Origin of the sequence: Rothia sp. ZJ1223, assembly GCF_016900985.1 — a bacterium.
Lineage (GTDB): Bacteria > Actinomycetota > Actinomycetes > Actinomycetales > Micrococcaceae > Rothia.
In genome coordinates this window covers 54,214-75,587 of sequence record NZ_JAFEUT010000001.1, presented here as the reverse complement: position 1 = coordinate 75,587, position 21,374 = coordinate 54,214, and the positions used below count along the sequence as shown (strand labels likewise).

The following is a 21,374-nucleotide window of genomic DNA, read 5'->3' as shown; positions in this document are numbered from 1 at the left end:
GGTCACAATAACCCTCAGCCCTTCTCACCGCCTTTCCAAGCGCACACTTGTTTAACAGTGTCAAAGATGCACACCTGCCCCTCGCTTCAGTACACTAAAATCAATTGCCGGTTTAACCTCAACCCATCGATGGTGACCGGCAGTCTAAGTTTTTGCAGATAAACAACCACAAACCTGCAACTTATTTTCCAGTTCGCTCAAGCAAGAAAGTTATAGCGGTGACTACTAAATCCGACGACACTGTAAACCTCGAAGAAGCCCGCAAGTTCGGCCGCGTCTCTGACGACAACCACGTTTTCGTCATTGTTGAAGGCGAAGACTTCGTGGTCGGTCAGGTTCCCGAAGCGCAGAGCGCAGACGAAGCACTGACTTACTTCGCCCGCAAGTTCCAGAACGTAGAGGCGCAGGTTGCTCTACTTGAAGCTCGCGTCGAAAATAAAGCTCCCGCAGCTGACACCCAGAAAGCGGTTGAGCACCTTGCAACCCAGGTTGCCAAGCGTGACATGGTAGGTGACTACACTAAGCTCACTGAGCGCCTGACCAACCTGACCGCTAAGATTGCAGCACGCGCAGAAGAAGAAAAAGCTGAGTCAGAAGCCAAGCGCGCTAAGGCTATTGAAGCCCGTGAAACCATCGTTGCCGAAGCTGAAACCATCGCAGCTCAGGACGAAGCCAGCATCCACTGGAAGAACTCCTCCAACCGCATGAACGAGCTCTTTGAAGAGTGGAAGCAGGTTCAGCGCACCCTTCACCTGGCGAAGTCAGTAGAGGACGATTTGTGGAAACGATTCCGCGCTGCCCGCACCTCTTTCGACAAAGCACGACGCGCTCATTTCTCGCAGCTTGACACCCAAAACGCTAAGGCGAAGAAAGCCAAGCAAGCACTGATTGAAGAAGCTGAAGTGCTCTCCAGCTCCACCGATTGGGCTGAAACCGCTACCAAGTACCGCGATCTGATGGATCGTTGGAAAGCAGCTCCCCGCGCATCACGTCGAGAGGACGACGCACTGTGGGCACGATTCCGCGCCGCTCAGGACAAGTTCTTCGACGCGCGCACCGCAGCTAACGCTGAACTCGACAAAGAGTTCGAAGCTAACCTCGCCGTCAAGGAAGGTCTGCTCGAAGAAGCACGCGCTATTCTGCCCGTCACCGACATCAAGGCAGCAAAAGCAGCGCTTGAACCCATTCTTGACCGCTGGGACGCAGCAGGTAAGGTACCCCGCAACGCAGTACGTCGCGTTGAGGGTGAGCTGCGTAAGATTCAGGACGAAATCAACGGCGCTGAGCAGGCTAAATGGTCAAAGACCGACCCCGAGAAGAAAGCACGCGCTAACTCCATGCTGACTCAGCTTGAAGAAGCCATCGCAGGTCTTGAAGCTGACCTTGAAAAGGCGCGCGCCACCGGCAACGCCAACAAAATCAAGAAAGCTGAAGAAGCACTTGAAGCTCGCCGTCAGTGGCTGGCGACCTTGCAGGCATCATCATCTGACTTCAATGCCTAAACGCTAAAAACATAGCTGACTAGGCTTTATCTCGCACTGTTACAGAGTTATCCACAGGCTCTGAGGCAGTGCGAGATTTTTTATGCCCGTCTGTTGTAGATTGAACACCATGAACCACACACGAACTTCTCTACTGACCGCACTGCCCTACCCCCTGCTAGCAGGCACCCATAGCGCACAAGCCCAGGTTGCCCACTGGCGTCCGCCCTCAACACCCAGCACTATTGCCACCAACCACAGCACCTTTGAAAGTTCTCTTGGTCAGCTGTGCCTCGACGATTTAGTCAATCTAGCAAGTGCCGGAATAGCAGTTGAAGAACATGACGTCTTTGCCCGAGAGCTAGGGCTGGTTCATCTGCACGGAAGCATCTACGTGGAACAAAACACCACCGTTACTGCCCGCCACAGGGCCCTTGCGGTCTCTCTGCAATTTCCTGAGGTTTTTAGTCTCTATGATGGGCGCATCTCGCGCTCAACAGCCAGCTGGGTATGGGGGTTCACCACCGCCTGCCCAGTAGTACACATTGACTTCAACCGCCACCGCCGCGCCAACATAGGAATGCTCGAACGCAAAGGAATCATTGCCCACCAAATCAACTTTCATCTCTACGACGATCTGACTTTCAACGGCATACGATGCGCCACTCCCCTGCGTACCGTGGCAGATATGCTTATCTACGACCCCGATGCCAGTGAGGCTGTTGTGCCTTATATCCTCGCACACGGAGTTCTCGGCTGTACGGTTGAAAAAGTGCGATTTTATCTGCGACAGACGCCCTACCTCAAATATAAGAAGCAAGGTCTAGCACGCCTACTCATTGCCGAAAAAATTGCCTCTACCTTAGACATGAGATAGGTGGCAATCATCGACAACGCCCAACCTGCGTCTCTGAGCAATCAGAAAAGCCCCCGCCACTGGCGAGGTAGCCAATAGTGGGGGCCTCTTTAATGAAAGTGAACAACACGCAGCTTTTAGGATGCCACAAACCTAAGCATGAACATACTCAGGACGCGTGCCGGTGAGGCGGTAGGCGCTGTAAACACCCTTGACATTCAACAACACGTTAATGAGGTGCTCCACCATGAACCTATCGCTGATATCCAACTGATACGTTGAGATAGCAACACGGTCACGGGTAGTAGCAGTTCGCATATCAACCACGTTTACTCGCTGCTCCGCAAAAACCTTGGTGATATCAGCAATCAAACCGCGACGATCAAGCGCCTCAATTTGAAGACGTACCTGGTAGGTTGTGTTGCTGTTGGGCGCCCACTTGACCTCGACCGAACGAGCAGCACTCTCCTCACTCGCAACGTTGGTGCAATCTTTGCAGTGAACAGAAATGCCCTGCATCTTAGTCACCACACCAACAATTTCATCGGGCGGAATAGGGCTACAACAACGGGCAATACGGGTCATCACAGAATCCGCGCCCGCTACCATCACACCGTTGTTACTGTTCTCCAGTGTGGTTGGGCTACCAAACATGACCTCGTCGAACTCGTCTACCTCAGGTTCAGGTGTACCCTGATGACCGTAGTAGAGAGACACCAAGTGATCGATGACGTCCTGGGTAGAGACAGTCCCCTCGCCTACAGAGTGGTAGAGAGTCGCCATATCGTTCTTGTTCAGCTTATGAGCAACCTGCGTCATGAGGCTCTGAGTCATCATCTTCTGTAAAGGCAGCTCATGGTGACGCATAGCCTTCGTCAGCTGTTCTTTACCCTTATCAATCGCCTCCAGACGACGCCCCTTAGCAAAGTACTGGCGAATCTTCGTGCGAGCACGAGAGGATTTAACAAACTTTAGCCAATCCTCACTCGGCTCGGCAGTTGGTGATTTACTGGTTGTAATCTCCACCGTGCTACCTGACACCAACTGAGCGTGCAGGGGCACCATCTTGCCATTGACATGGGCGCTCACCGTCTTCTCCCCCACCTCAGTATGCACAGCGTAAGCAAAATCCACCGGCGTAGAACCGGCAGGCAAAGCAATAGGCTTACCCTGAGGTGTCAGCACCACAATCTCATCGGTATCCAGAGTGTCAGCCAACATCTCATAGAACTTCTCAGAATCCGGGTTAGAACTCGAAATCTCAGCGATACTCTGCAAAATACCGATGTTAATCGACTGCGTATGAGCGTCCGGCTCCTTCTTCGCCTCAAGCGACTCACCGCGCGAAGCAGCCTTATACCGCCAATGCGCCGCAAGGCCGTACTCAGCCTCTTCATGCATCTTATAGGTGCGAATCTGCACCTCCAGCGGAAAACCGCCAGGACCAATCAAGGTAATATGCAAAGACTGATAATGATTATTCTTCGGAGTACGAATATAATCCTTAAACCGCCCCGGAACAATCGGCCAAATACTCATCGCCTGCCCCAGCGCACTGTAGCATGCGTCCTCGTCCTCCACCAGAATACGAACAGCCAAAATATCATTGATATCATCAAAGTTCTTATTCTGGGTCACCATCTTCTGGTGAATCGAATAGAAGTGCTTGGGTCTTCCAGTAACCTGAGCCTCAATACCCGTATCCGTCAGACGGTTCGCAATCGTGATGCGCGCGTCCGCTAAATGCTTTTCCATCTGCGGGGTGCGCTCACCCACCATCTCTACCAGCTCGGCATAAACATCAGGTGACATCGCCGCAAAAGAAAGATCCTCAAGCTCCCACTTAATAGTGTTCAGTCCCAGCCGATGCGCCAGCGGAGCATAAAACTTCAGGGTTTCCTCTGCCTTCTTTGCCGCAGAACCGGGCGAGACGAAACGCCAGGTACGGGCATTGTGCAGACGATCCGCCAGCTTAATGAGCAGCACACGCACGTCCTGGGTCATGGCAATAATCAGCTTGCGAATAGTCTCAATCGGCGCATTCACACCGTAATCAACCTTATCGAGCTTAGTCACACCGTTAACCAGCAGTGCAATTTCCTCACCAAAGTCAGCCGTCAGTTGCTCTTTAGTGTACTCAGTATCTTCAACGGTATCGTGCAGCAATCCAGCCACCAGCAGCGGGCCGGTAGCACCAAGCTCCGCCAAAATAGTGGTTACCGCAACCGGGTGAGTAATATAAGGATCCCCGCTCTTACGCTTCTGCCCGCGGTGGTACTTATCAGCAACCTCAAAGGCACGCTGAATAACATCCAAGTCCTCGTTCGGGTGGTATTTCTTCACCGTACGGATCACCGGCGCCAACACCGGCGAATAGTGACGCGCGGACGCATTCTGTGGGTTTACTCGTGGAAAAACAAGGCGGGTGGGGACGCGCTCTCCTGCCGACATCACTCGATGGGAGCCGCGGGTAGGCTTCTTTGCCCTACCCAAATTTTGACTCGAGTTCTCTTGAACAGACACGGTCAACTCCTTTCGATGGCATGGTGTGTAGATTTATTCTAAGCAATCGCGCGAACGAATGTGTCAAAGTGCCCCGCTCTAGCCAAGAAAGTCTGAACCTTTTGTGTAAGGTCTTCGATCAATAGCTGCTGTTGTGCCTCTATTCCCCACAAAGTCGCGGTTTTAAACGGTATATCCCGCCGAACCCTCATTGATGGGTCGGCGGGATATACCGCTACGTTAAAGTCACTGCGACGTAATGCCGCGTTCCTCACCTTTGACTTTTACAGATTGATGTTGTTGACCTCGATGCGTTGCATGGTTGCTTCAGGTCGAGTAACCGGCTGCTCATTGTGTTCTTCTGTGATCTCGCCGCGGCAGTGCTTTTCAACCAGCGCGTCGTGTTCGACAATAGCTTTCTCTCCCAGGCGCAGCCACGCATAAACCGGTGCAGCAACAAAAAGAGTACCTAAGGTACCCACGATGATACCGATGAAAAGAGCCAACGAGAGGTCTTTGAGAGTACCCGCTCCGAGCATCAGCGAACCAATGAAAAGAATCGACCCCACCGGCAGCAAACCAACAATCGAGGTGTTGATGGAACGTACCAGGGTCTGGTTGATAGCCAGGTTAATCTGCTCACCAAAGGTCTTGTCTTTACCTTCAAACGCGCGGGCTGTGTTCTCACGAATTTTATCGAAGACCACCACCGTGTCGTACAACGAGTAACTGAGAATCGTCAGGAACCCAATAATTGCACTAGGGGTAATCTCCAAACCAATCAGTGCGTAAAGACCGACGGTGGTAACCACAGTGAAAATAAGACCGGCAATGGCTGAGACTGCCATCTTCCAGGTGCGGAAGTAAAGCGCCATACCAGCCATGACCAGGGTAACGAACCAGACCAAACCCCACAGCGCCTGACGGGTTACATCAGCACCCCAGGTTGGGCCAACAAAGGATGAGGTCACCTCAGCATCACTCACCGCATAGGCATCGCGTAGGGATGACGCAACAGCAAGCGTCTGATCGTCAGTCAGCTCGCTCATCTGGGCACGCATAGTACCGGGGGCGATGTTCGTAACACGTACATCTGACGCTTCGGGTGCAGCTGTAAAGATGGCATTTTCACCGATGGCAGGGGCAGTCTGCTGAACGGAGGAAACAGTGAACTCTGAACCCCCGCGGAACTCAATACCAAGGTTGAAGCCACCGCGCAGTACCGGCACCAAAGCAGCCGCCACCACAATCAGTAGAGCCAGCACAGCCCATTTTTTACGGTTGGCAACAAACCCAAAAGACTTTTGCCCCGAATGTAGATCATTACCAAATTGAGCTAGTTTATTCGCCACGGTTGCCACCTGCCTTCATCTTGTCAGCTTCTAGAGCTTCTTGTTCAGCTGCCAAACGTGCAGCCCGGCGACGCTCTGCCGCGCTTTCTAGCGGCGCTTCATCGGGCGTGCGGACGCGTCCGGCACCTCGGTACAACGGAGTAGCGCCCAGCGCCACCGGATCCATACCCGAGAAACGCCCACCGTTCTTGAAATAGCTGGTGTTGCCCAGAAGAACAATCAGCGGGTGAATCAGCAGGTAGGTCACTACCAGGTCAGAAATCGCGGTCAATCCCAGAGTAAAGGCAAAACCACGAACGTTACCCACCGACGCCAGGTACAGCACAACCGCAGCCAGTAGGTTCACTGCCTTCGACGCCAAAATAGTGCGCTGGGCACGTTGCCAACCGTGATCAATCGCTGCGGCAATAGTTCTGCCACTACGAATCTCATCGCGAATACGTTCAAAGTAGACGATGAAGGAGTCAGCCATCAAGCCAATCGACACAATCAAACCGGCAACACCCGCCAATGACAGACGGTAGTTCATCAGGTTGCCCAGCAAAACAATCAAAGCCAGCGAAAAAATAGCCGCGACAATGATGGAGAAGATATTAACCAGACCCACCAGGCGGTACTGGAAAATTGAGTAAATGAAGACCAACACCAGACCAATCAGACCCGCTAACAGACCCCACTTCAACTGGTCGGTACCCAGGGTTGCTGAAATCTGCTGCTCAGACTGAATAGCAAAGCTAATGGGCAAAGCACCATACTTAAGCTGCTCGCTCAGCGCCTTAGCGCTCTCTTCAGTAAAGTTACCGGTAATCTGCGCGCGACCGTCGGCAATAATAGCCTTAGATGAAGGTGAAGAAAGCACCTTGCCATCAAGCAAAATCGCAAAACGAGAACGGGGGCTACCGGGGGTAGTAGCACCAATACCAACCATACGAGTGGTGATATCGCGGAACACTTCACGAGCAGTATCGGTGAATTCAATATTCACACCCCACTGACCGGTCGCAAAACCCTGAGCAGACTGTACCTGACCGTAGGATGCGTTCTTAATATCGGTACCGTTAAGCTCCACCGGGCCCAGAATGTACTTCTCAGTGCCATCGGTTGCACAGGCAACAATCGCGCTTTCAGGGTTTTGTGCTTCGGCGTCCTCGTTAGCAACAGCGGCACAATCCAAAGCCTCAAACTGACGGTACAAATCAGCGCTGATCCAGTTAGGGTCTGAACCGTTCTCAGGCTCCCCCGCAGGCTGAGGCAACTGATCCTCCGACAAACGACTCTCCTCAGCAACAGCCGTAGGTGCCCCCGCCTGCAATACCGAACGGAAAGACATCTGCGCGGATGCCTGAATCAAATCACGGGTCTGCTTATCAAGCGCACCCGGCAAAGACACCACAACGTTCTGCCCCGACTGAGTAGTAACCTCAGCTTCAGCAACACCTGAGCCATCCACACGCTGACGAATAATATCAACCGCTTGCTCAAGCTGCTCCTCTGTCACCTCTTGAGAATCAGAACCTGAAACCTGCGGTGCAAGAATCAACTGGGTGCCCCCGGAAAGGTCCAGCGCCAACTTGGGCGACCAGGAGCCACCCGATGCTGTGGTAGCAAAAATTCCGCCCACCACAGCGGCGATTACTAAAAACATACCCACCAGAGTGTTTCTAGCATGAGAGAGTTTACGGACCATACCCCCACTACTCCTTCTTGTGTGCTCACAATACTAAAGCACGCAAGCAGCACCGGATGTGCTACTTGCGTGCGAGAAAAATCTTTACTGTTGCGGACGCTCGTTATCGGCTACGCGCGAGCTCTCAGATGCACCCGATGCCGGGTACTCCACAGCTGATGCGGGCTGCTCGGAAGAAATCTGAACGGCAGACTGAACATGGGGAGCGCCGGTCTCAACGATTTCAGCAATAGCCGCCAAACGTATCTTGACCACAGTGCCGGGTGCAATCTCAACCAAAGCAAACTGAGAATCCCTATTAACCTCTTGGATCACTCCAAAAATGCCAGCCACGGTTACAATCTGGGCACCCGCCTGCAAACTGTCGTGCATCTGCTGAATCTGTGCCCGCAGAGCCTTCGCACGGCGAGCCGGCAGGATAAAGAGAAAGACCACCATCAGCACCAGCATGAGAATATAGAAAACTGCGCTGGATGAAGAACCCGAATTCATAGAAACCTAACGTCAAAAAACAATTAATCCCATACTAGTAGACGTACCGGTCTAGCCCAGAACAAACGCGCCACTAAGGTAAACCTCAGTAAAGTCACGGCTTGAAGCTGTCTATTGAGAAAGTGGTGCCCCTAGGCTAGGGCAAATCGGGTGCCTCTAAGTCCAAGTGCTCCCAGGCAGCAGGTAGAGCCACGCGTCCGCGCGGTGTACGACCAATCAACCCCTCACGCACCAAGTAAGGCTCAGCCACCGTTTCAACAGTTTCAGTTTCTTCGCCCACCGCAATAGCAAGAGTAGAAAGACCTACAGGGCCACCACCGAATTTGTGAATCAGGGCTTCGAGCACCTCGCGGTCAAGGCGATCAAGACCGCGCGCATCCACCTCATACATATCAAGAGCGGCAGCAGCATCGTGGGCGTTGATGTAATCAATGCCGTTAACCAGCGCCCAATCTCGCACACGACGCAAGAGGCGGTTGGCAATACGCGGGGTGCCACGGGAACGTCCGGCAATTTCGGCGAACCCTTCAGAAGAAATCTGCATATCCATAAGCCCCGCTGAACGGCGTAAGACCAGCTGTAGCTCGTCCACCGAATAGAACTCAAGGTGACCGGTAAAACCAAAGCGGTCACGCAAGGGACCGGGTAACAAACCTGCACGGGTGGTAGCGCCCACCAGGGTAAAAGGAGGCAACTCTAGAGGAATAGAGGTGGCACCGGCACCCTTACCCACCACAATATCTACACGGAAATCCTCCATCGCCATATAGAGCATTTCTTCGGCTGGGCGGCTCATGCGGTGAATTTCATCGAGAAAGAGAACTTCGCCGGGGGTCAAGGACGAAAGAATAGCCGCCAAATCACCCGAATGTTGAATGGCAGGTCCGGACGTAATACGCAACGGTGCCTCCATCTCAGCGGCGATAATCATCGACAGAGTTGTTTTACCCAGACCGGGAGGCCCCGACAGCAAAACATGGTCGGCGGAGCGTCCGCGCATTTTTGACGCCTCAAGCACCAGAGAAAGCTGCTGACGCACCCGCTTCTGCCCCACAAAATCGTCCAGCGACTTGGGTCGAAGCGCCGCCTCAATCATCTTCTCTTCTGGCTCTTCCTCCATGGCGACAAGACGCTGACCGGGAATCTCAGCTGCGGAATCAAAACTCATAGAAACTGGTGATCTTTCGTAAAAGGCTGAAAAAAAATTAGTGACGTCCCAGCGAATGCTGAGAGCCTAAAGTCGCAAGCACTGCTTTTAGTGCCTGGGCAACGGTCATGGTCTCAGCCTGCGGTTCATGCTGAATGAAGGTATCGACGGACGCGGTGGCGTCCTTCTCGCTCCACCCCAACCCCATGAGGGCATCAATAACCTGAGGCTTCCAGACGATACCGGTATTCAGCGGTAGTCGATCAGCAGACTGGTCTTCGCCCGAAAGAATCAGCTTACCCGCGAGTTCCAAAACAATACGGCGGGCACCCTTAGGACCAATGCCGGGCACCTTAGTAAAAGCTTTATCATCACCCATTGCTACCGCCCGCTCAATATCTTGAGCAGTGTGAATGCCTAGCGCAGCTAAAGCGATACGCGGCCCCACACCTGAGACTGAGAGCAAGAGGTCAAAAACTGCCCGCTCAGCAGGTTCAGAAAAACCGTAAAGAGTCATGGAATCTTCACGCACAATCATGGTGGTGAGAACCGTTGCCGTTTCACCGGTACGCAAAGAAGCAAGCACTCGGGCAGGTGCATTCACCAGCATGCCAAAGCCATTGACATCAATTACGGCAGAATCAAGACCAACGTGTACCACGCGGCCGGTCAAAGAAGCAATCATAGAACCCATACTATTAGAAAATATGTTCGAAAATCCACTCAGTCACGCACAGCGCAGCTACCCGTTTACTCACCTGTTCCGCGCCCATCTACTGCCCCGCACGGCGGGCTTTGGCTTCAGCGTCAGCCCACGCCCGCTGGGCAGGAGTAAGGTTCTGTATGCGACGCGCCCGCGCAGCAGATGGACGCGAGCCCTGGTGAGTCTGAGTAGTTGCCGCCATGTTGATACCAGAACCGATGCCACCACCACGCCAGCCATGACAGATAGCAAGCGCCAGCGCGTCCGCCGCGTCCGCAGGTTTAGGCAGAGTCTCCAGACCCAGAATGCGCGCCACCATGCGCTGCACAGACGGCTTATCGGCGCGTCCAGAACCCGTCACAGCAGCTTTCACCTCAGACGGAGTGTGAAAGAAAACCGGGATACCCCGCGAAGCAGCCGCAGCAATCACCACACCCGAAGCGTGGGCGGTACCAATCACAGTATTCACCTGCTCCTGAGCAAAGATACGTTCAATTGCCAAGGCGTTAGGCTTATAGGCATCAAGCCACTGCCCAGCAGCCTCAAAAATAGTGTGGACGCGGGTATCAAGAGGCTGGGCGGCAGCGGTTCCAGCAACCCCCACATCCACAAAATACGCCTTGCGGTTGGCAGTCATATCAACCACCCCAAAACCGCACCGCGTCAAACCGGGGTCAACCCCTAAGATACGGGCGGCGCCCGGAACGCGAGCTTCATGCTCACCCACCGGGCGCCTGAAAACATGGGAAGAAGGCAAGCCTTCACATCCTTTACATTTTATTCAGCGTCGAGTTCTGCAGCTACTTCGTCTGAAATATCAGCGTTGGAGTAGACGTTCTGAACATCGTCAAGCTCTTCGAGAGCGTCCGCCAGCTTGAGGAACTTCTTAGCGCCTTCAGCGTCCAAATCAACGTTCATAGTGGGGCGGAATACGGGATCATCATTGTTGTATTCCAGCTCAGCTTCTTCAAGAGCCTTACGGATTTCGGGCAAATCTGAGGGACCAGAAACCACAGTGAATACATCGCCATCGTCGATAACTTCTTCAGCACCGGCGTCCAGCACTGCCATTAAGACGTCATCCTCGGTCAGACCGTCAATCTTGGTAACCTCAGCAACGCCCTTACGCTCGAACATGAAAGCAACAGAACCTGAGTCAGCCAGGGTGCCACCGTTGCGGGTCACCGCGGTGCGAACCTCTGCCGCTGCACGGTTGCGGTTATCAGTCAGACACTCAACGTAGAGAGCGGTACCCTGCGGGCCGCGTACCTCGTACATAATTTCGGTGTAGTCAATGGTTTCACCGGTCAGACCAGCACCACGCTTGATAGCGCGGTCAATGTTGTCGTTAGGAACAGAGTTCTTCTTAGCCTTTGACACTGCCAAGTCAAGCGCGGGGTTAGCTGAGGTATCAGCGCCGCCCATGCGTGCGGCAACTTCAATACCCTTAATGTACTTAGCGAAAGTCTTAGCGCGCTTAGCGTCGATGGCTGCTTTCTTGTGCTTGGTAGTAGCCCATTTGGAGTGACCCGACATGGAATCTCCTTTTATCTCAGTCTTTCACCCGCTAGAAGCGAGTCTTTTTCACAGTTATCTATTGTACCGAACCGCTAGCGGGGGCGTTCCATGGCGGACGCACGCGCCCTCTCAATCACAGAATCATCAAGTGTGGCAGGAGTAAACTCGCCGTACTTGTTCAAGACCGCCTTTTCAATCAAAAAGTCAGAAATGCGAGGGTTTTTAGGAAGCAACGAACCGTGCAGGTAGGAGCCTACAACATTATGGACGCGCGCGCCCTCTCCTGAGTCTTCGGTATTGTTGCCCTCGCCCTTAGTGACGTGTGCCAGCGGTTTGACGTTTTCGCCCAGGTAGGTCAGCCCTGAGTGGTTTTCGTAGCCCACAATGGTGCCGAATTCCTCTGATTCCTCAACGATATTGCCAATCAGGCGCTCTTCACCGCCGACGGTGTGCAGGTCGAAGATGCCGATACCCTTGAGATTTTCGCCGCCAATGGTACGAAACTCTTTGCCGAAGAGCTGGTAGAGACCACAAATCACCAGCATGGGTGTACCCGCCTCTGCTTGAGCTTTGAGGGTATTGCCCAGGGCAAGCAGGTCATCCTGAATAATGGTCTGACCTGAATCTTGACCGCCGCCGCCCACAATAACGTCAGCGTCTTCGGGGAAGGTATCACCGGGGTTATAATCAACAATCTCGGTCTCAAAGCCGTGCGCCTGCGCGCGACGAGAGAGCGAAAGAGTATTGCCCCAGTCCCCATAAATATTCATGTCTTGGGGGTACAGCTGAAGAATTTTCAGAGATTTTCGAGCCTGAGTCATTTAGGAAATCTCCTCAACATCGGTAATCTTCGCAAGCTCTTTACGCAGGGCAAGCATGGCGGTGTAGGTGCAGAAAATACGCATGGGCTTACCCGCAGAGTTCTTGATAAAGGTCGCCAAGGCTGATTCTAAGTTCTCGTCGATGTGGGCAACGGTAACGTCATCGTGCTCCAAGCGCAGCGCCATATCGTAGGCACGCACACCGGTCACCATATCAACCCCGCCGTTTTCGAGGGAGTGGAAATCAACATCCCACAACCACGAAACATCGCGACCATCAGCGTAAGCATCGTTAATGGCAATCATAGTGGCGTAATCCTTGGCATCTGCTGAAGCCAAGGAGAGGCGGAAACCCGAAGGATTCTTCACCAGCAGCAACTGCAGGGTCTGCCCCTCTACATTGAGGGTCTCACCGCGACCAAAAGCCGGGGCAATCTTTGCCAACTCAGCAATCAGAGCCGAACAGTTCGCGTCCGCACCCATCACTTCGAGGGTCAGCGCCATCGCCGCAGCTGCATTAAAGATGTTGTACACACCGTAGAGGTTGACCTCGCCTATGACCTCTTCACCCTCAATATCAAAGGTTGAACAGGTGCCCGCAAAATCGGCCAGAGCGACCTTAGCCTCGGGGAGATTCTGCTCGCTGGCAGTAACTCCCGAACGCATCTCATCATCAGAGGGGAACATCGCCCGCAACTTGGGGCTCAGACCGAAATACTCAATATTGGTACCGGTGGCAACGTCATCAGCAATACGACGAATGCGCGAATCCTCGCGGTTGAGCACCACCGTGCCAGTAGTTGCCGCAGCAACGGTTGAGAGCATACGGCGGGTTGTGTCAATCTCACCAAAACGATCTAACTGATCGCGCAAAACGTTCAACAACAGCGCATAATCAGGCTTGACCATCTTCACAAAATGAACAGCATGCGCTTCATCAAGCTCAAGAACAGCGATATCAGCATCCAGCTTGCCGGTCAGACTCATCTCGCCCAACAAAGCAGCCGCCACGCCGCGCACAAAGTTAGAACCCGTACGGTTGGTAAAAACCTTCAACCCTTGAGACTCCAGCAACTGCACCACCATTTTGGTAGTGGTCGTCTTACCGTTAGTACCCGAGACCACCACAACGCCGCGCGGCAAAGTCGCCAACGCCTCAGCTACAAAACCGGGGTGAAATTTTTCCATCACAAGACCGGGGAAAGCAGAACCTCCACCACGCAACCTACTCGCGTAACGAACACCCTGACCCACAAGTCGAATAAGAGGTCTAGACATGCACACCAGTTTACAGGGTGAAGAAAAATCGTGCTGAGGTTCTCCCTCCCCTACACCCTCCGGCTATGTTCCTGGCAGGTGCTCATCCCTGACCGTGGATTAGACTTAATCGGTGCATAACCTACTTTTTACTGACAACGCTACCCCGGTAATTTTTCGCGACCTCAAATGGGTCGACCGAGCGCCCACCCTCGTCCTTGAAACCACTCAGGACGTGCGCCCCACCGGCATCCTTACCCAGGTACCGCTAACGCCTGGCGCTTTTCTGGGCTTCTCAACCATAAAAACCGACCTTCAAGCAACCGGTCTGAGCACCAACCGCTATTGCGCCGGTTACGCACAAGCATCCCACCAATACGTCGGCTTCGAACATCGCCCCTGCCCCAACACAGCACCCATCACCACCGGCAAACAATGCTCCCGCTGCATAGCTCTCGACGAGTTCTCAGCCATGCACGGCATCCACCGCGGGGCACGCCTGCTCCCGGCAGCCCAAGCCTACGCATCCTTAGACCACTGGCTCTACATCGCAACCTTTCCCGACGGAACCTCAAAAATCGGCACCGCCAGCGCCCACTCCAACCCCCGCCGACTCGACGAACAAGCCGTGGCATTTGCCACCTTCATCGGTCACGCCAATGACGGGGCACAAGTACGCATCTGGGAAGACTTCATCAGCAAAGAAACAGGGCTAGTACAGGCAAAACAAGCGCGAGCCAAATACAAGGCATGGTGCTCACCGCTACCCCACGACCGAGTGGAAAAAGCTCACTCACAAGCCGTCGCGCTCGCCCGTTGGAGCCTGCAAGAAGCCGCTCTCTTTGAAGACTTCATCACTGAGGATCAGATTATTGACCAACCGTGGCAGCCCTCCTCGGCGATGGAAAGCACCTATTCAGCTCTCAAAGCCGGATGGCTCAATGCGCTACCTACGCTGGTAGATCGTGAGTGTGGTTTCTACGTCAGCGGTGCCACGGGGAAATTCTTGACCGTTCATCACGGTGACCCGGCTCTGCCCTTTTTAGTTAACCTCACAGAGCTCAGCAACCGGGCACTTCTACCCCACCACCAACCGAGCGAACAGCCGCTGAGCCAATCCTCACTCTTTTAAAAACTAAGACTCGTCAGCCCAGCCCTCAGCAAGCAGGGTACGGATCTCATCCAGAGTCTGGGTCATGGTTTTGGTACCCGCAATGATGGGCAAGAAGTTGGTGTCACCAGACCACCTAGGCAAAACATGCTGATGCAGGTGGGCTGCGACTCCAGCGCCGCCAACCTTGCCCTGATTCATGCCGATATTAAAACCGTCAGCTTTAGAGACCCCGCGCATGACCTTCATGGCGCGCTGGGTGAGAGCCGCGATCTCGGCAGTCTCCTCAGCGCTGGCATTGTCATAGTTTGGAATGTGGCGATACGGGCACACCAACAAATGCCCTGGGTTATAGGGGTAAAGATTCAAAACCACGTAGGCGTGCTCGCCGCGGTACACAATGAGCGATTCTTCATCGGTACGCTCTGGGGCAGCACAAAACGGGCAGGAATGTACCGTGTAATCCTGCTGACCGGTTTTCACGTAGGCACGACGGTGTGGGGTCCACAAACGCTGAAAGGCGTCAGGAACACCGGGCAACTCGAAATCATCAACAGTAACGGCAGCGTTTTCACCAGCGAGGTTTTCAGACATACCAACAGTCTAAAGCAAGCGCAGCCAACTGCCCGTTCAAGAGTCTATACGTGGTGGTAAGGGCGGTTATGAGCGATCTCGCCTGCCCGGTAAATCTGCTCCGTCAGAATCAGACGCACCAACTGATGCGGGAAAACCAGCTTCGACAGGCTCCACACCGTGTTAGCGCGCTGGCGCACAGAGTCATCAACACCGTAAGCGCCACCGATCACGATGATAATCTGTTTGAAACCCAAGTGACTGTTGAGCAGAGCTGATAATTCTGGTGAGCTCAAATTTTTACCCCGCTCGTCTAAGAGAATGAGGTAGTCACCGTTGCTGACCTTATCGAGAATACGTTTCGACTCTTCAGCCCGCGCCTGCTCTTCGGCAAGTGAAGAATGCGGTAGGTAGGTCCAGGTGATATCCCACGGCTTGCGCAAACGGCTCTCATAGCGGTCAATCCCCTCGCTCACCCACTTCTCGTGCTTCTTGCCAATAGCAATAATCTTGATAGTCACAAAAAAGGGTTCCTCTCGAAAAGTATTGAAGTGAAGAGCCATTAAAAGAAAGGCAAAAGTAGTGTTCACAATGGGGGTGCCCACCATTTTCACTTTTCACAATCATCTTTGCCTGTAAGCAACATGCCCTCAACAGAAGACCGCTGAATCAGCGGTAACCGTTATTCCCCATGTCTTGCGACTCACCTGAGCGTTACTCTGTGCCACCGGTTCTTCTGTTGTTTCATGCCAACCGCAAGGTTTCTTCAATAAAAAATCACAGCGGGTGAAAAAATATTCTATCCCCTGCAAGACTGAAAACTTTACACATCCACTATGAAAAAATAAATGAAAGTCACAGTAATCTTTTTTCATCATCTTATCTTGATTACCGAGAATGCAAAAGGTGACATATTTTAGGTGAAATATGCCACTTTTTGCACTCTCGGTGCTGGGTTAGAGGCTAGCGGCGAGTATTCCAGGCACGGGCATACTGACCGGGTGCGTAGTCAACGTTTTCTTTCATTTCCCGCGCCCATTCCAAGGCGAAGGACGCGTTACGCAGGGCCTCGCGTCCGACCAATACAACATCAGCCTGTTCAGAGCCGACCAGATACTCAGCTAGTCTCGGTGAGTTAATCATGCCAACAGCAGCGACGGGAATCTGAGCATTGTGCTTGACCTGGGCTGCAAAGTGCGACTGGTAACCAGCGAAAACGCGGATCTCAGCCGGGTAGTTGCCCGAGGTTGAAATATCTGCCATATCAACACCGTCTTCTTTCAACCAGCTGGCAACCTGGGCGGTTTCTTCAACGGTAATGCCGCCCTCTAGGTATTCGGTAGCTGACAGGCGCACCAGCAGGGGCATCTCTTCAGGCATGGACGCACGCATGGCACGTGCTACACGGCGGATCATGCGGGCACGGTTTTCCAGCGAGCCACCGTATTCGTCATCGCGCCTGTTTGACAGCGGTGACAGGAACTGGGTGAGCAAGTAACCGTGAGCACCGTGAATTTCGAGGAAGTCATAACCGGCTTCAACAGCGCGCGCCGCAGCCGCACCGTAGGCTTCAACCAGTTCGTCAATACGCTCGATAGTCAGTGCGGTTGGCTGCTTAAGACCGGGGTAAGCAAGAGCCGAAGGAGCAAAGGTTTCCCAACCACCCTCGTCCTCCTTCAAAGAACCACCGTCACGCGAAACACGCTCTGGAACGCTTGATGCCTTACGACCGGCATGGGCAATCTGAACGCCCGCTTTAGCGCCACCGGTGTGAATAGCGTCCACAATGTTTTTGTGCGCCTCGGTGTGCTCGTCACTCCACAGACCCAAGCAGTTGGGGCTAATGCGCGCTGCAGGTTCAATGCCCGTCATCTCAACAATAATTGCACCTGCGCCACCGCGCGATAAGGCGTTGTAATGGTGGGTGTGGTAGCTGGTGGGAATACCGTCTTCTTTATCAACGGAGTACTGGCACATCGGCGGCACCCACAGGCGGTTACGGGTGGTCATTGAGCGAACGGTGAACGGTTCAAAAAGGGGTGATCCCACGAAAATAGCCTCGTTAGGTCGGTGTGTATGTCGCAGGTACAGCAACCTAAGCAGGCAGTTTATTCCCAGGTACCCGCCTCTACTGCGCTGCACACCGAAAGTGCCTGCCCTAGACCCTGCTGTATGTAGGGGCGCATTTTGGGTGTACGGCAGCTATGACGGTGGCGGTATTTAGCTGAATTCGATTCTTCCCTGTTGTGCTAAATCGGTGCGCACCTTCCCTGTTTTTGCGAAAGTTGCCCAGATGTTGCGTAGTGCGCGGGCTTGATCTTCGCGTTCGCACGGGTAGAGGCCACCAAAGAGATCAGAACCTTTCCATGACGGGTTATCAAAGAGCAGCCCCAGTTCAGCACAGTGTACGGACGCCATGCGGTGGCTGGGAAAACCCGTTCGCAGGTAGTAGCGGGTGGCTTCTCCCCCTGATTCCCGGTGACGGCGCACAAAACGCTGGGCAGCGACCGCGTACATGCGCCAGGAGAAGTTTCTAATAACAGGCTCAGTGACAACGAAAGCCCAGCGGGGTACTTTCCGGGGAAGAAAGTAGGCTGATTCTCGCTCGTTCGAACCGATGAGCACACGGACGCGCGCCGCAACCTTCTCGTAGGCAGCGTCAAGATCATGGGCGGCAGGTAGCGGGTAGTGCCCCAGCTGAGTGCCGAACGCCATCATTGACCTTTCCAGACCAAAACGGAAGGGATTTTGAACCTGCATCTTATAAGCCAGCGCACCGTATTCCTCATGGGACGCGTCCACCGGTAGTTTCTGGCTCACAGCGGTGAGCATGGCACCTGCCATCTTCTCTTTGCCGGTGATGAGGTCGATGGGCGCGCTTTGAATAATTGCCCGGTGTATCAGTTCTTCGTCAATAACTCCTTCAGCGATGAGGAGTCGAGAGACCAAATCATCACCTGCTGACTGACCGAAGGCTGTAATGTTGTCGGGATCTCCGCTAAAGAGGGAGATGTTCTTTTTGATCCAGCGTAGGGCTTCGCGCGCGTCAAGCAGACCCAGGTTGGCGGGACGTTCAGGGGTGCCGCCGAGGAAACCCAAAATACCGAGGCGGTAGGTCACGCGCACCATAATGACGCGGTGTTCATTGATGAGTTTGTCGGGGTTATAACGGGCACCGTCACCACTGCCGACTACATAGGAACCGCCGTGAAAGTACACCATGACCGGCAGCTGCTCGCCGGGGTTGAGGTCATCGGGCATAATGACAGAGAGGTTTTGGCAGCTTTCACTGATGAGCACCGACTGACGGATATCGGGTTGCCCTCCGCCACGCACATACTGTGGCGCAGCCGGTGCAGGCTGAGATGGATCAAAAGTGCTCTCTAAACTTTCGAAAGCAACAGGTTGCGGGTACTCAAAACGCTGTGCCCTGGCGTAAGGAATACCGAGCACTTCAAGGACGCTTCCGCGTCGGTGCGAGTGAATGGTGGTGGTTCCAGCGGAAATAGTGAAGGGCATAGTGACAAGTGTAGCCGTGCCGAGTAGACAGCTAGAGCCGCTCCATGCGGTTATAGGGCATCCGTTACGAGACTTTATGAATAGTGGTACCGCACGGACGCTATCCGCACTGAGCTACCCACAATTTTATAGACAAGCCTGTGTTCATCCGTGATTCTCCTTGACCAATATCCCGAAAGGTTATTGCGTAGAGCCTCTGGCTTGCCGATACCTTCATTGCCGTTTCTCTGGATATCTTTGAGTAGGGCGTTGATTCGTTTGAGGGTTTTCCGGTCTTGCACCTGCCACCATAGGTAATCTTCCCAGGCATTTTCGCTCCAGATGAGTTCCATGGTTTGCAGCTAGTTCTCAATCAGTGAATGCGCTGACCCGCTACCGCTTTCTAGCTCGTCGATAGCATCAAGGAGGCGACGAGCGTTCGCCGGGCTTCTGAGTAGGTAAGCGGTCTCTTTGAGGGACTCGTATTCTGCCAGCGAGATAATAACAGCGGGTTCACGCCCTGCTCGGGTAATAACGACTTCTTCAAAATCATCAACAACAGAGTCAAGCACCTCTGCATAGCGCGCACGGGATTCGGTGTAAGTTAGGGTCTTCATTTTTCCTCCTGTACAGAATAGTGTACAGGGTATGTACAAGGGATGCTATAGGGAGCAGGCTCTCCTCTCGATAATCTGAAACAGCAAAACTCAAAGTAAAAAGACCAACCCCAGGAGCAAAGGATTCTAAGGCTCTTCAAAGCCCTACTCCCATTCGGGAACCCAGCTGTATCCATCTCAAGTTGGTCTCTTGTTAAGCACTTTATAGCAACATCTGTACAGCTGTCGATTTCTTAATCCCACAAATCGGTGGAAGCTGGGTGAGGCATAACTACGTATTTACAGCTGAGCCTATGCATCATTGACCCCAGTCCCAGCGAGCTTTAGGTAGTCCTCGTAACACAGAAAAATATAGCTGGGGTTGCCTTCTTCAGTCAGAACAACAGGACCATTCACAGTAGCTAACTGGGCTGCCTCGGTATGGTGCTCAAAATCTTCAGTGGTCATTTTAGTTTCCAAGTTGCGCCTCCTTGCAGAATCTCCAGTAGAGCCGACTAAATTTCTAAAGTTTTAAGGAACTATTCAGTAATTTTGAATCTTCCTGGTTTCCCGCTGGATAAGAGTTCTTCAGTTTCCCGGATTGATTTCAGCGACTCTGCGTTGGGCTGGTGGTTGTCTTCTTCAAAAGGTGGTGTTAGGTCGCGTTGAGCTTGCTTATAAATAACTTCTTTGAGAGCTTCTGCGCTGACAACATCTACACGCTTACCTAGTAGCTGGCGCAGGTCTTCGGAGATACCTAGTAGTCGCACAATCCGACTGTCATCTATTTCTTGTAGATCTACTATAATGTCGCTGGAGTCATCGACATTCCTCTAGCAACGGAACCGAACAGGCGCGGGTTACTAGCACTGTAGCGAGTAAGCACCTCATCAATCTCTTCACGGTGCTCTTCAACGAGTTGTCATAGCTTAAGCGATGCGGAGGTCGGTTTCATATTTTTATTCTAATCTGGATATTGGTCGTGTGTAAGCGCTACTTCAGACTACTGGGTTGTAGTAAAGCTAGACTCGTGAGAGGGCTCTCGTACAACGGTTGAGTGAAAAATGGTAGCCAATGATTGCTCGATAAGAACCGCTGTCTTAGATGATGCCCCGGTTATAGCGCACATTTTTGTAGAGGGCTGGCAGCACGCCTACCAGGGCTTGATTCCCCGTGACATTTTAGAAGGGGCTTTCGATAGATTCCCGCGCTGATGCGGTGCGCAGAATCATTCGAGAGAACGAGCAAAACCCGCTCTCTGAAATGAGGGTTATCTGCGTATCCACCGAGAAAGTTCTTGGTGTCTGTTCTTTTGGGTCCGACCGTGAGAATCCTTTAGTAGGTGAGATTTATGCTCTCTACCTCTCCCCCACTTTTATAGGTAAGGGTCTAGACAGGCTACTCAGGCAGGACGCTATCGCTCGTCTTGCTGAGGCAGGTTTTAAGCAAGTGAACCTCTGGGTGTTAGAGGGCAATGCACAGGCAATCAGGTTCTACGAGAGGGCTGGGCTCTCACTGACAGGTAGGGCTAAAACAGAAAAGCTGGGTGAGGTGAATCTGTGGGAGCTTCACATGAGCCTGAGTATAGACGTCAGCTAATGAGTCAGCTTTATCGTGCGGCTAAGCGGGTGAGGGTGGAATGTAATGAGCATATGTTTCGAGTAACCGCAAGGATTGACTATTCGAAGAACTACAGGCTTTCCACCAGAAGCATACCAATAAGACTTATTCATAAGGGTATCCAGCGGCAAGGATGCAACAAGAAAGCGAACTGGAAGAG

General features: G+C 53.1%; 21 protein-coding genes. 4 read left to right on the top strand and 17 right to left on the bottom strand.

Annotated elements, in window-relative coordinates; all coding sequences use genetic code 11:
• Positions 1-218 precede the first annotated feature (218 nt).
• Positions 219-1,502 (top strand): DUF349 domain-containing protein, encoded by a 1,284-nt coding sequence (locus JTP09_RS00355; protein WP_204875772.1) that lies wholly within the window; start codon positions 219-221, stop codon positions 1,500-1,502.
• Between the two features lie 109 nt (positions 1,503-1,611).
• Positions 1,612-2,358, top strand: coding sequence for a hypothetical protein (locus JTP09_RS00350; RefSeq protein WP_204875771.1), 747 nt, complete (start codon positions 1,612-1,614; stop codon positions 2,356-2,358).
• Positions 2,359-2,490: 132 nt separating this feature from the next.
• Here JTP09_RS00350 and JTP09_RS00345 read toward each other — a convergent pair whose 3' ends face one another.
• The 10 genes from JTP09_RS00345 to JTP09_RS00300 form a co-directional block, all read right to left on the bottom strand.
• Positions 2,491-4,788, bottom strand: coding sequence for a bifunctional (p)ppGpp synthetase/guanosine-3',5'-bis(diphosphate) 3'-pyrophosphohydrolase (locus JTP09_RS00345; protein ID WP_204876583.1), 2,298 nt, complete (start codon positions 4,786-4,788; stop codon positions 2,491-2,493).
• A gap of 335 nt (positions 4,789-5,123) precedes the next feature.
• Entirely contained in the window at positions 5,124-6,191 is a 1,068-nt protein-coding gene (secF, locus tag JTP09_RS00340; protein WP_204875770.1) for a protein translocase subunit SecF, read from the bottom strand.
• Complete coding sequence (secD, locus tag JTP09_RS00335; protein ID WP_204875769.1) at positions 6,181-7,878, bottom strand: protein translocase subunit SecD; 1,698 nt, start codon at positions 7,876-7,878, stop codon at positions 6,181-6,183. The genes secF and secD overlap by 11 nt, the downstream gene beginning before the upstream one ends.
• A gap of 84 nt (positions 7,879-7,962) precedes the next feature.
• A complete protein-coding gene (yajC, locus tag JTP09_RS00330) occupies positions 7,963-8,370 on the bottom strand; it encodes a preprotein translocase subunit YajC (protein ID WP_204875767.1) in 408 nt (135 codons plus the stop codon).
• A 136-nt stretch (positions 8,371-8,506) separates the two neighbouring features.
• A complete protein-coding gene (gene ruvB / locus JTP09_RS00325) occupies positions 8,507-9,538 on the bottom strand; it encodes a Holliday junction branch migration DNA helicase RuvB (RefSeq protein ID WP_204875764.1) in 1,032 nt (343 codons plus the stop codon).
• 37 nt (positions 9,539-9,575) lie between these two features.
• Positions 9,576-10,202, bottom strand: coding sequence for a Holliday junction branch migration protein RuvA (gene ruvA / locus JTP09_RS00320; protein ID WP_204875760.1), 627 nt, complete (start codon positions 10,200-10,202; stop codon positions 9,576-9,578).
• A gap of 88 nt (positions 10,203-10,290) precedes the next feature.
• The gene (gene ruvC / locus JTP09_RS00315; protein ID WP_204876582.1) at positions 10,291-10,947 is read right to left on the bottom strand and encodes a crossover junction endodeoxyribonuclease RuvC; all 657 of its coding nucleotides are present in this window, start codon (positions 10,945-10,947) and stop codon (positions 10,291-10,293) included.
• Between the two features lie 50 nt (positions 10,948-10,997).
• Positions 10,998-11,756 (bottom strand): YebC/PmpR family DNA-binding transcriptional regulator, encoded by a 759-nt coding sequence (locus JTP09_RS00310; protein WP_204875758.1) that lies wholly within the window; start codon positions 11,754-11,756, stop codon positions 10,998-11,000.
• A gap of 74 nt (positions 11,757-11,830) precedes the next feature.
• Positions 11,831-12,559, bottom strand: coding sequence for a type 1 glutamine amidotransferase (locus JTP09_RS00305; protein WP_204875756.1), 729 nt, complete (start codon positions 12,557-12,559; stop codon positions 11,831-11,833).
• Positions 12,560-13,846 (bottom strand): Mur ligase family protein, encoded by a 1,287-nt coding sequence (locus JTP09_RS00300; protein WP_204876580.1) that lies wholly within the window; start codon positions 13,844-13,846, stop codon positions 12,560-12,562.
• A gap of 103 nt (positions 13,847-13,949) precedes the next feature.
• On the opposite strand from JTP09_RS00300, the gene JTP09_RS00295 reads away from it, so the two are divergent.
• On the top strand, positions 13,950-14,948 hold the full coding sequence (locus JTP09_RS00295) for a hypothetical protein (protein WP_204875755.1): 999 nt from the start codon (positions 13,950-13,952) through the stop codon (positions 14,946-14,948).
• Between the two features lie 3 nt (positions 14,949-14,951).
• On the opposite strand, the gene JTP09_RS00290 is transcribed toward JTP09_RS00295, so the two are convergent.
• The 7 genes from JTP09_RS00290 to JTP09_RS00260 all read right to left on the bottom strand — a co-directional run bounded on the left by JTP09_RS00290 (position 14,952) and on the right by JTP09_RS00260 (position 20,074).
• Positions 14,952-15,521, bottom strand: a complete 570-nt coding sequence (locus JTP09_RS00290; RefSeq protein WP_204875753.1) for an HIT domain-containing protein — start codon at positions 15,519-15,521, stop codon at positions 14,952-14,954.
• Between the two features lie 44 nt (positions 15,522-15,565).
• Positions 15,566-16,021 carry a 23S rRNA (pseudouridine(1915)-N(3))-methyltransferase RlmH gene (locus JTP09_RS00285; RefSeq protein ID WP_204875752.1) on the bottom strand — a complete coding sequence of 152 codons (456 nt, stop codon included), beginning with the start codon at positions 16,019-16,021 and terminating at the stop codon, positions 15,566-15,568.
• 442 nt (positions 16,022-16,463) lie between these two features.
• The gene (locus tag JTP09_RS00280; RefSeq protein ID WP_204875751.1) at positions 16,464-17,549 is read right to left on the bottom strand and encodes an NADH:flavin oxidoreductase/NADH oxidase; all 1,086 of its coding nucleotides are present in this window, start codon (positions 17,547-17,549) and stop codon (positions 16,464-16,466) included.
• Positions 17,550-17,720: 171 nt separating this feature from the next.
• Positions 17,721-19,019 carry a carboxylesterase family protein gene (locus JTP09_RS00275; RefSeq protein ID WP_204875750.1) on the bottom strand — a complete coding sequence of 433 codons (1,299 nt, stop codon included), beginning with the start codon at positions 19,017-19,019 and terminating at the stop codon, positions 17,721-17,723.
• Between the two features lie 74 nt (positions 19,020-19,093).
• Positions 19,094-19,351 carry a Txe/YoeB family addiction module toxin gene (locus JTP09_RS00270; RefSeq protein ID WP_204875746.1) on the bottom strand — a complete coding sequence of 86 codons (258 nt, stop codon included), beginning with the start codon at positions 19,349-19,351 and terminating at the stop codon, positions 19,094-19,096.
• A 9-nt stretch (positions 19,352-19,360) separates the two neighbouring features.
• Positions 19,361-19,615, bottom strand: coding sequence for a type II toxin-antitoxin system Phd/YefM family antitoxin (locus JTP09_RS00265; protein ID WP_204875744.1), 255 nt, complete (start codon positions 19,613-19,615; stop codon positions 19,361-19,363).
• A 291-nt stretch (positions 19,616-19,906) separates the two neighbouring features.
• Positions 19,907-20,074 (bottom strand): hypothetical protein, encoded by a 168-nt coding sequence (locus tag JTP09_RS00260; protein ID WP_204875742.1) that lies wholly within the window; start codon positions 20,072-20,074, stop codon positions 19,907-19,909.
• A gap of 738 nt (positions 20,075-20,812) precedes the next feature.
• Here JTP09_RS00260 and JTP09_RS00255 point away from each other — a divergent pair.
• Complete coding sequence (locus JTP09_RS00255; RefSeq protein ID WP_204875740.1) at positions 20,813-21,193, top strand: GNAT family N-acetyltransferase; 381 nt, start codon at positions 20,813-20,815, stop codon at positions 21,191-21,193.
• Positions 21,194-21,374: the final 181 nt, after the last annotated feature.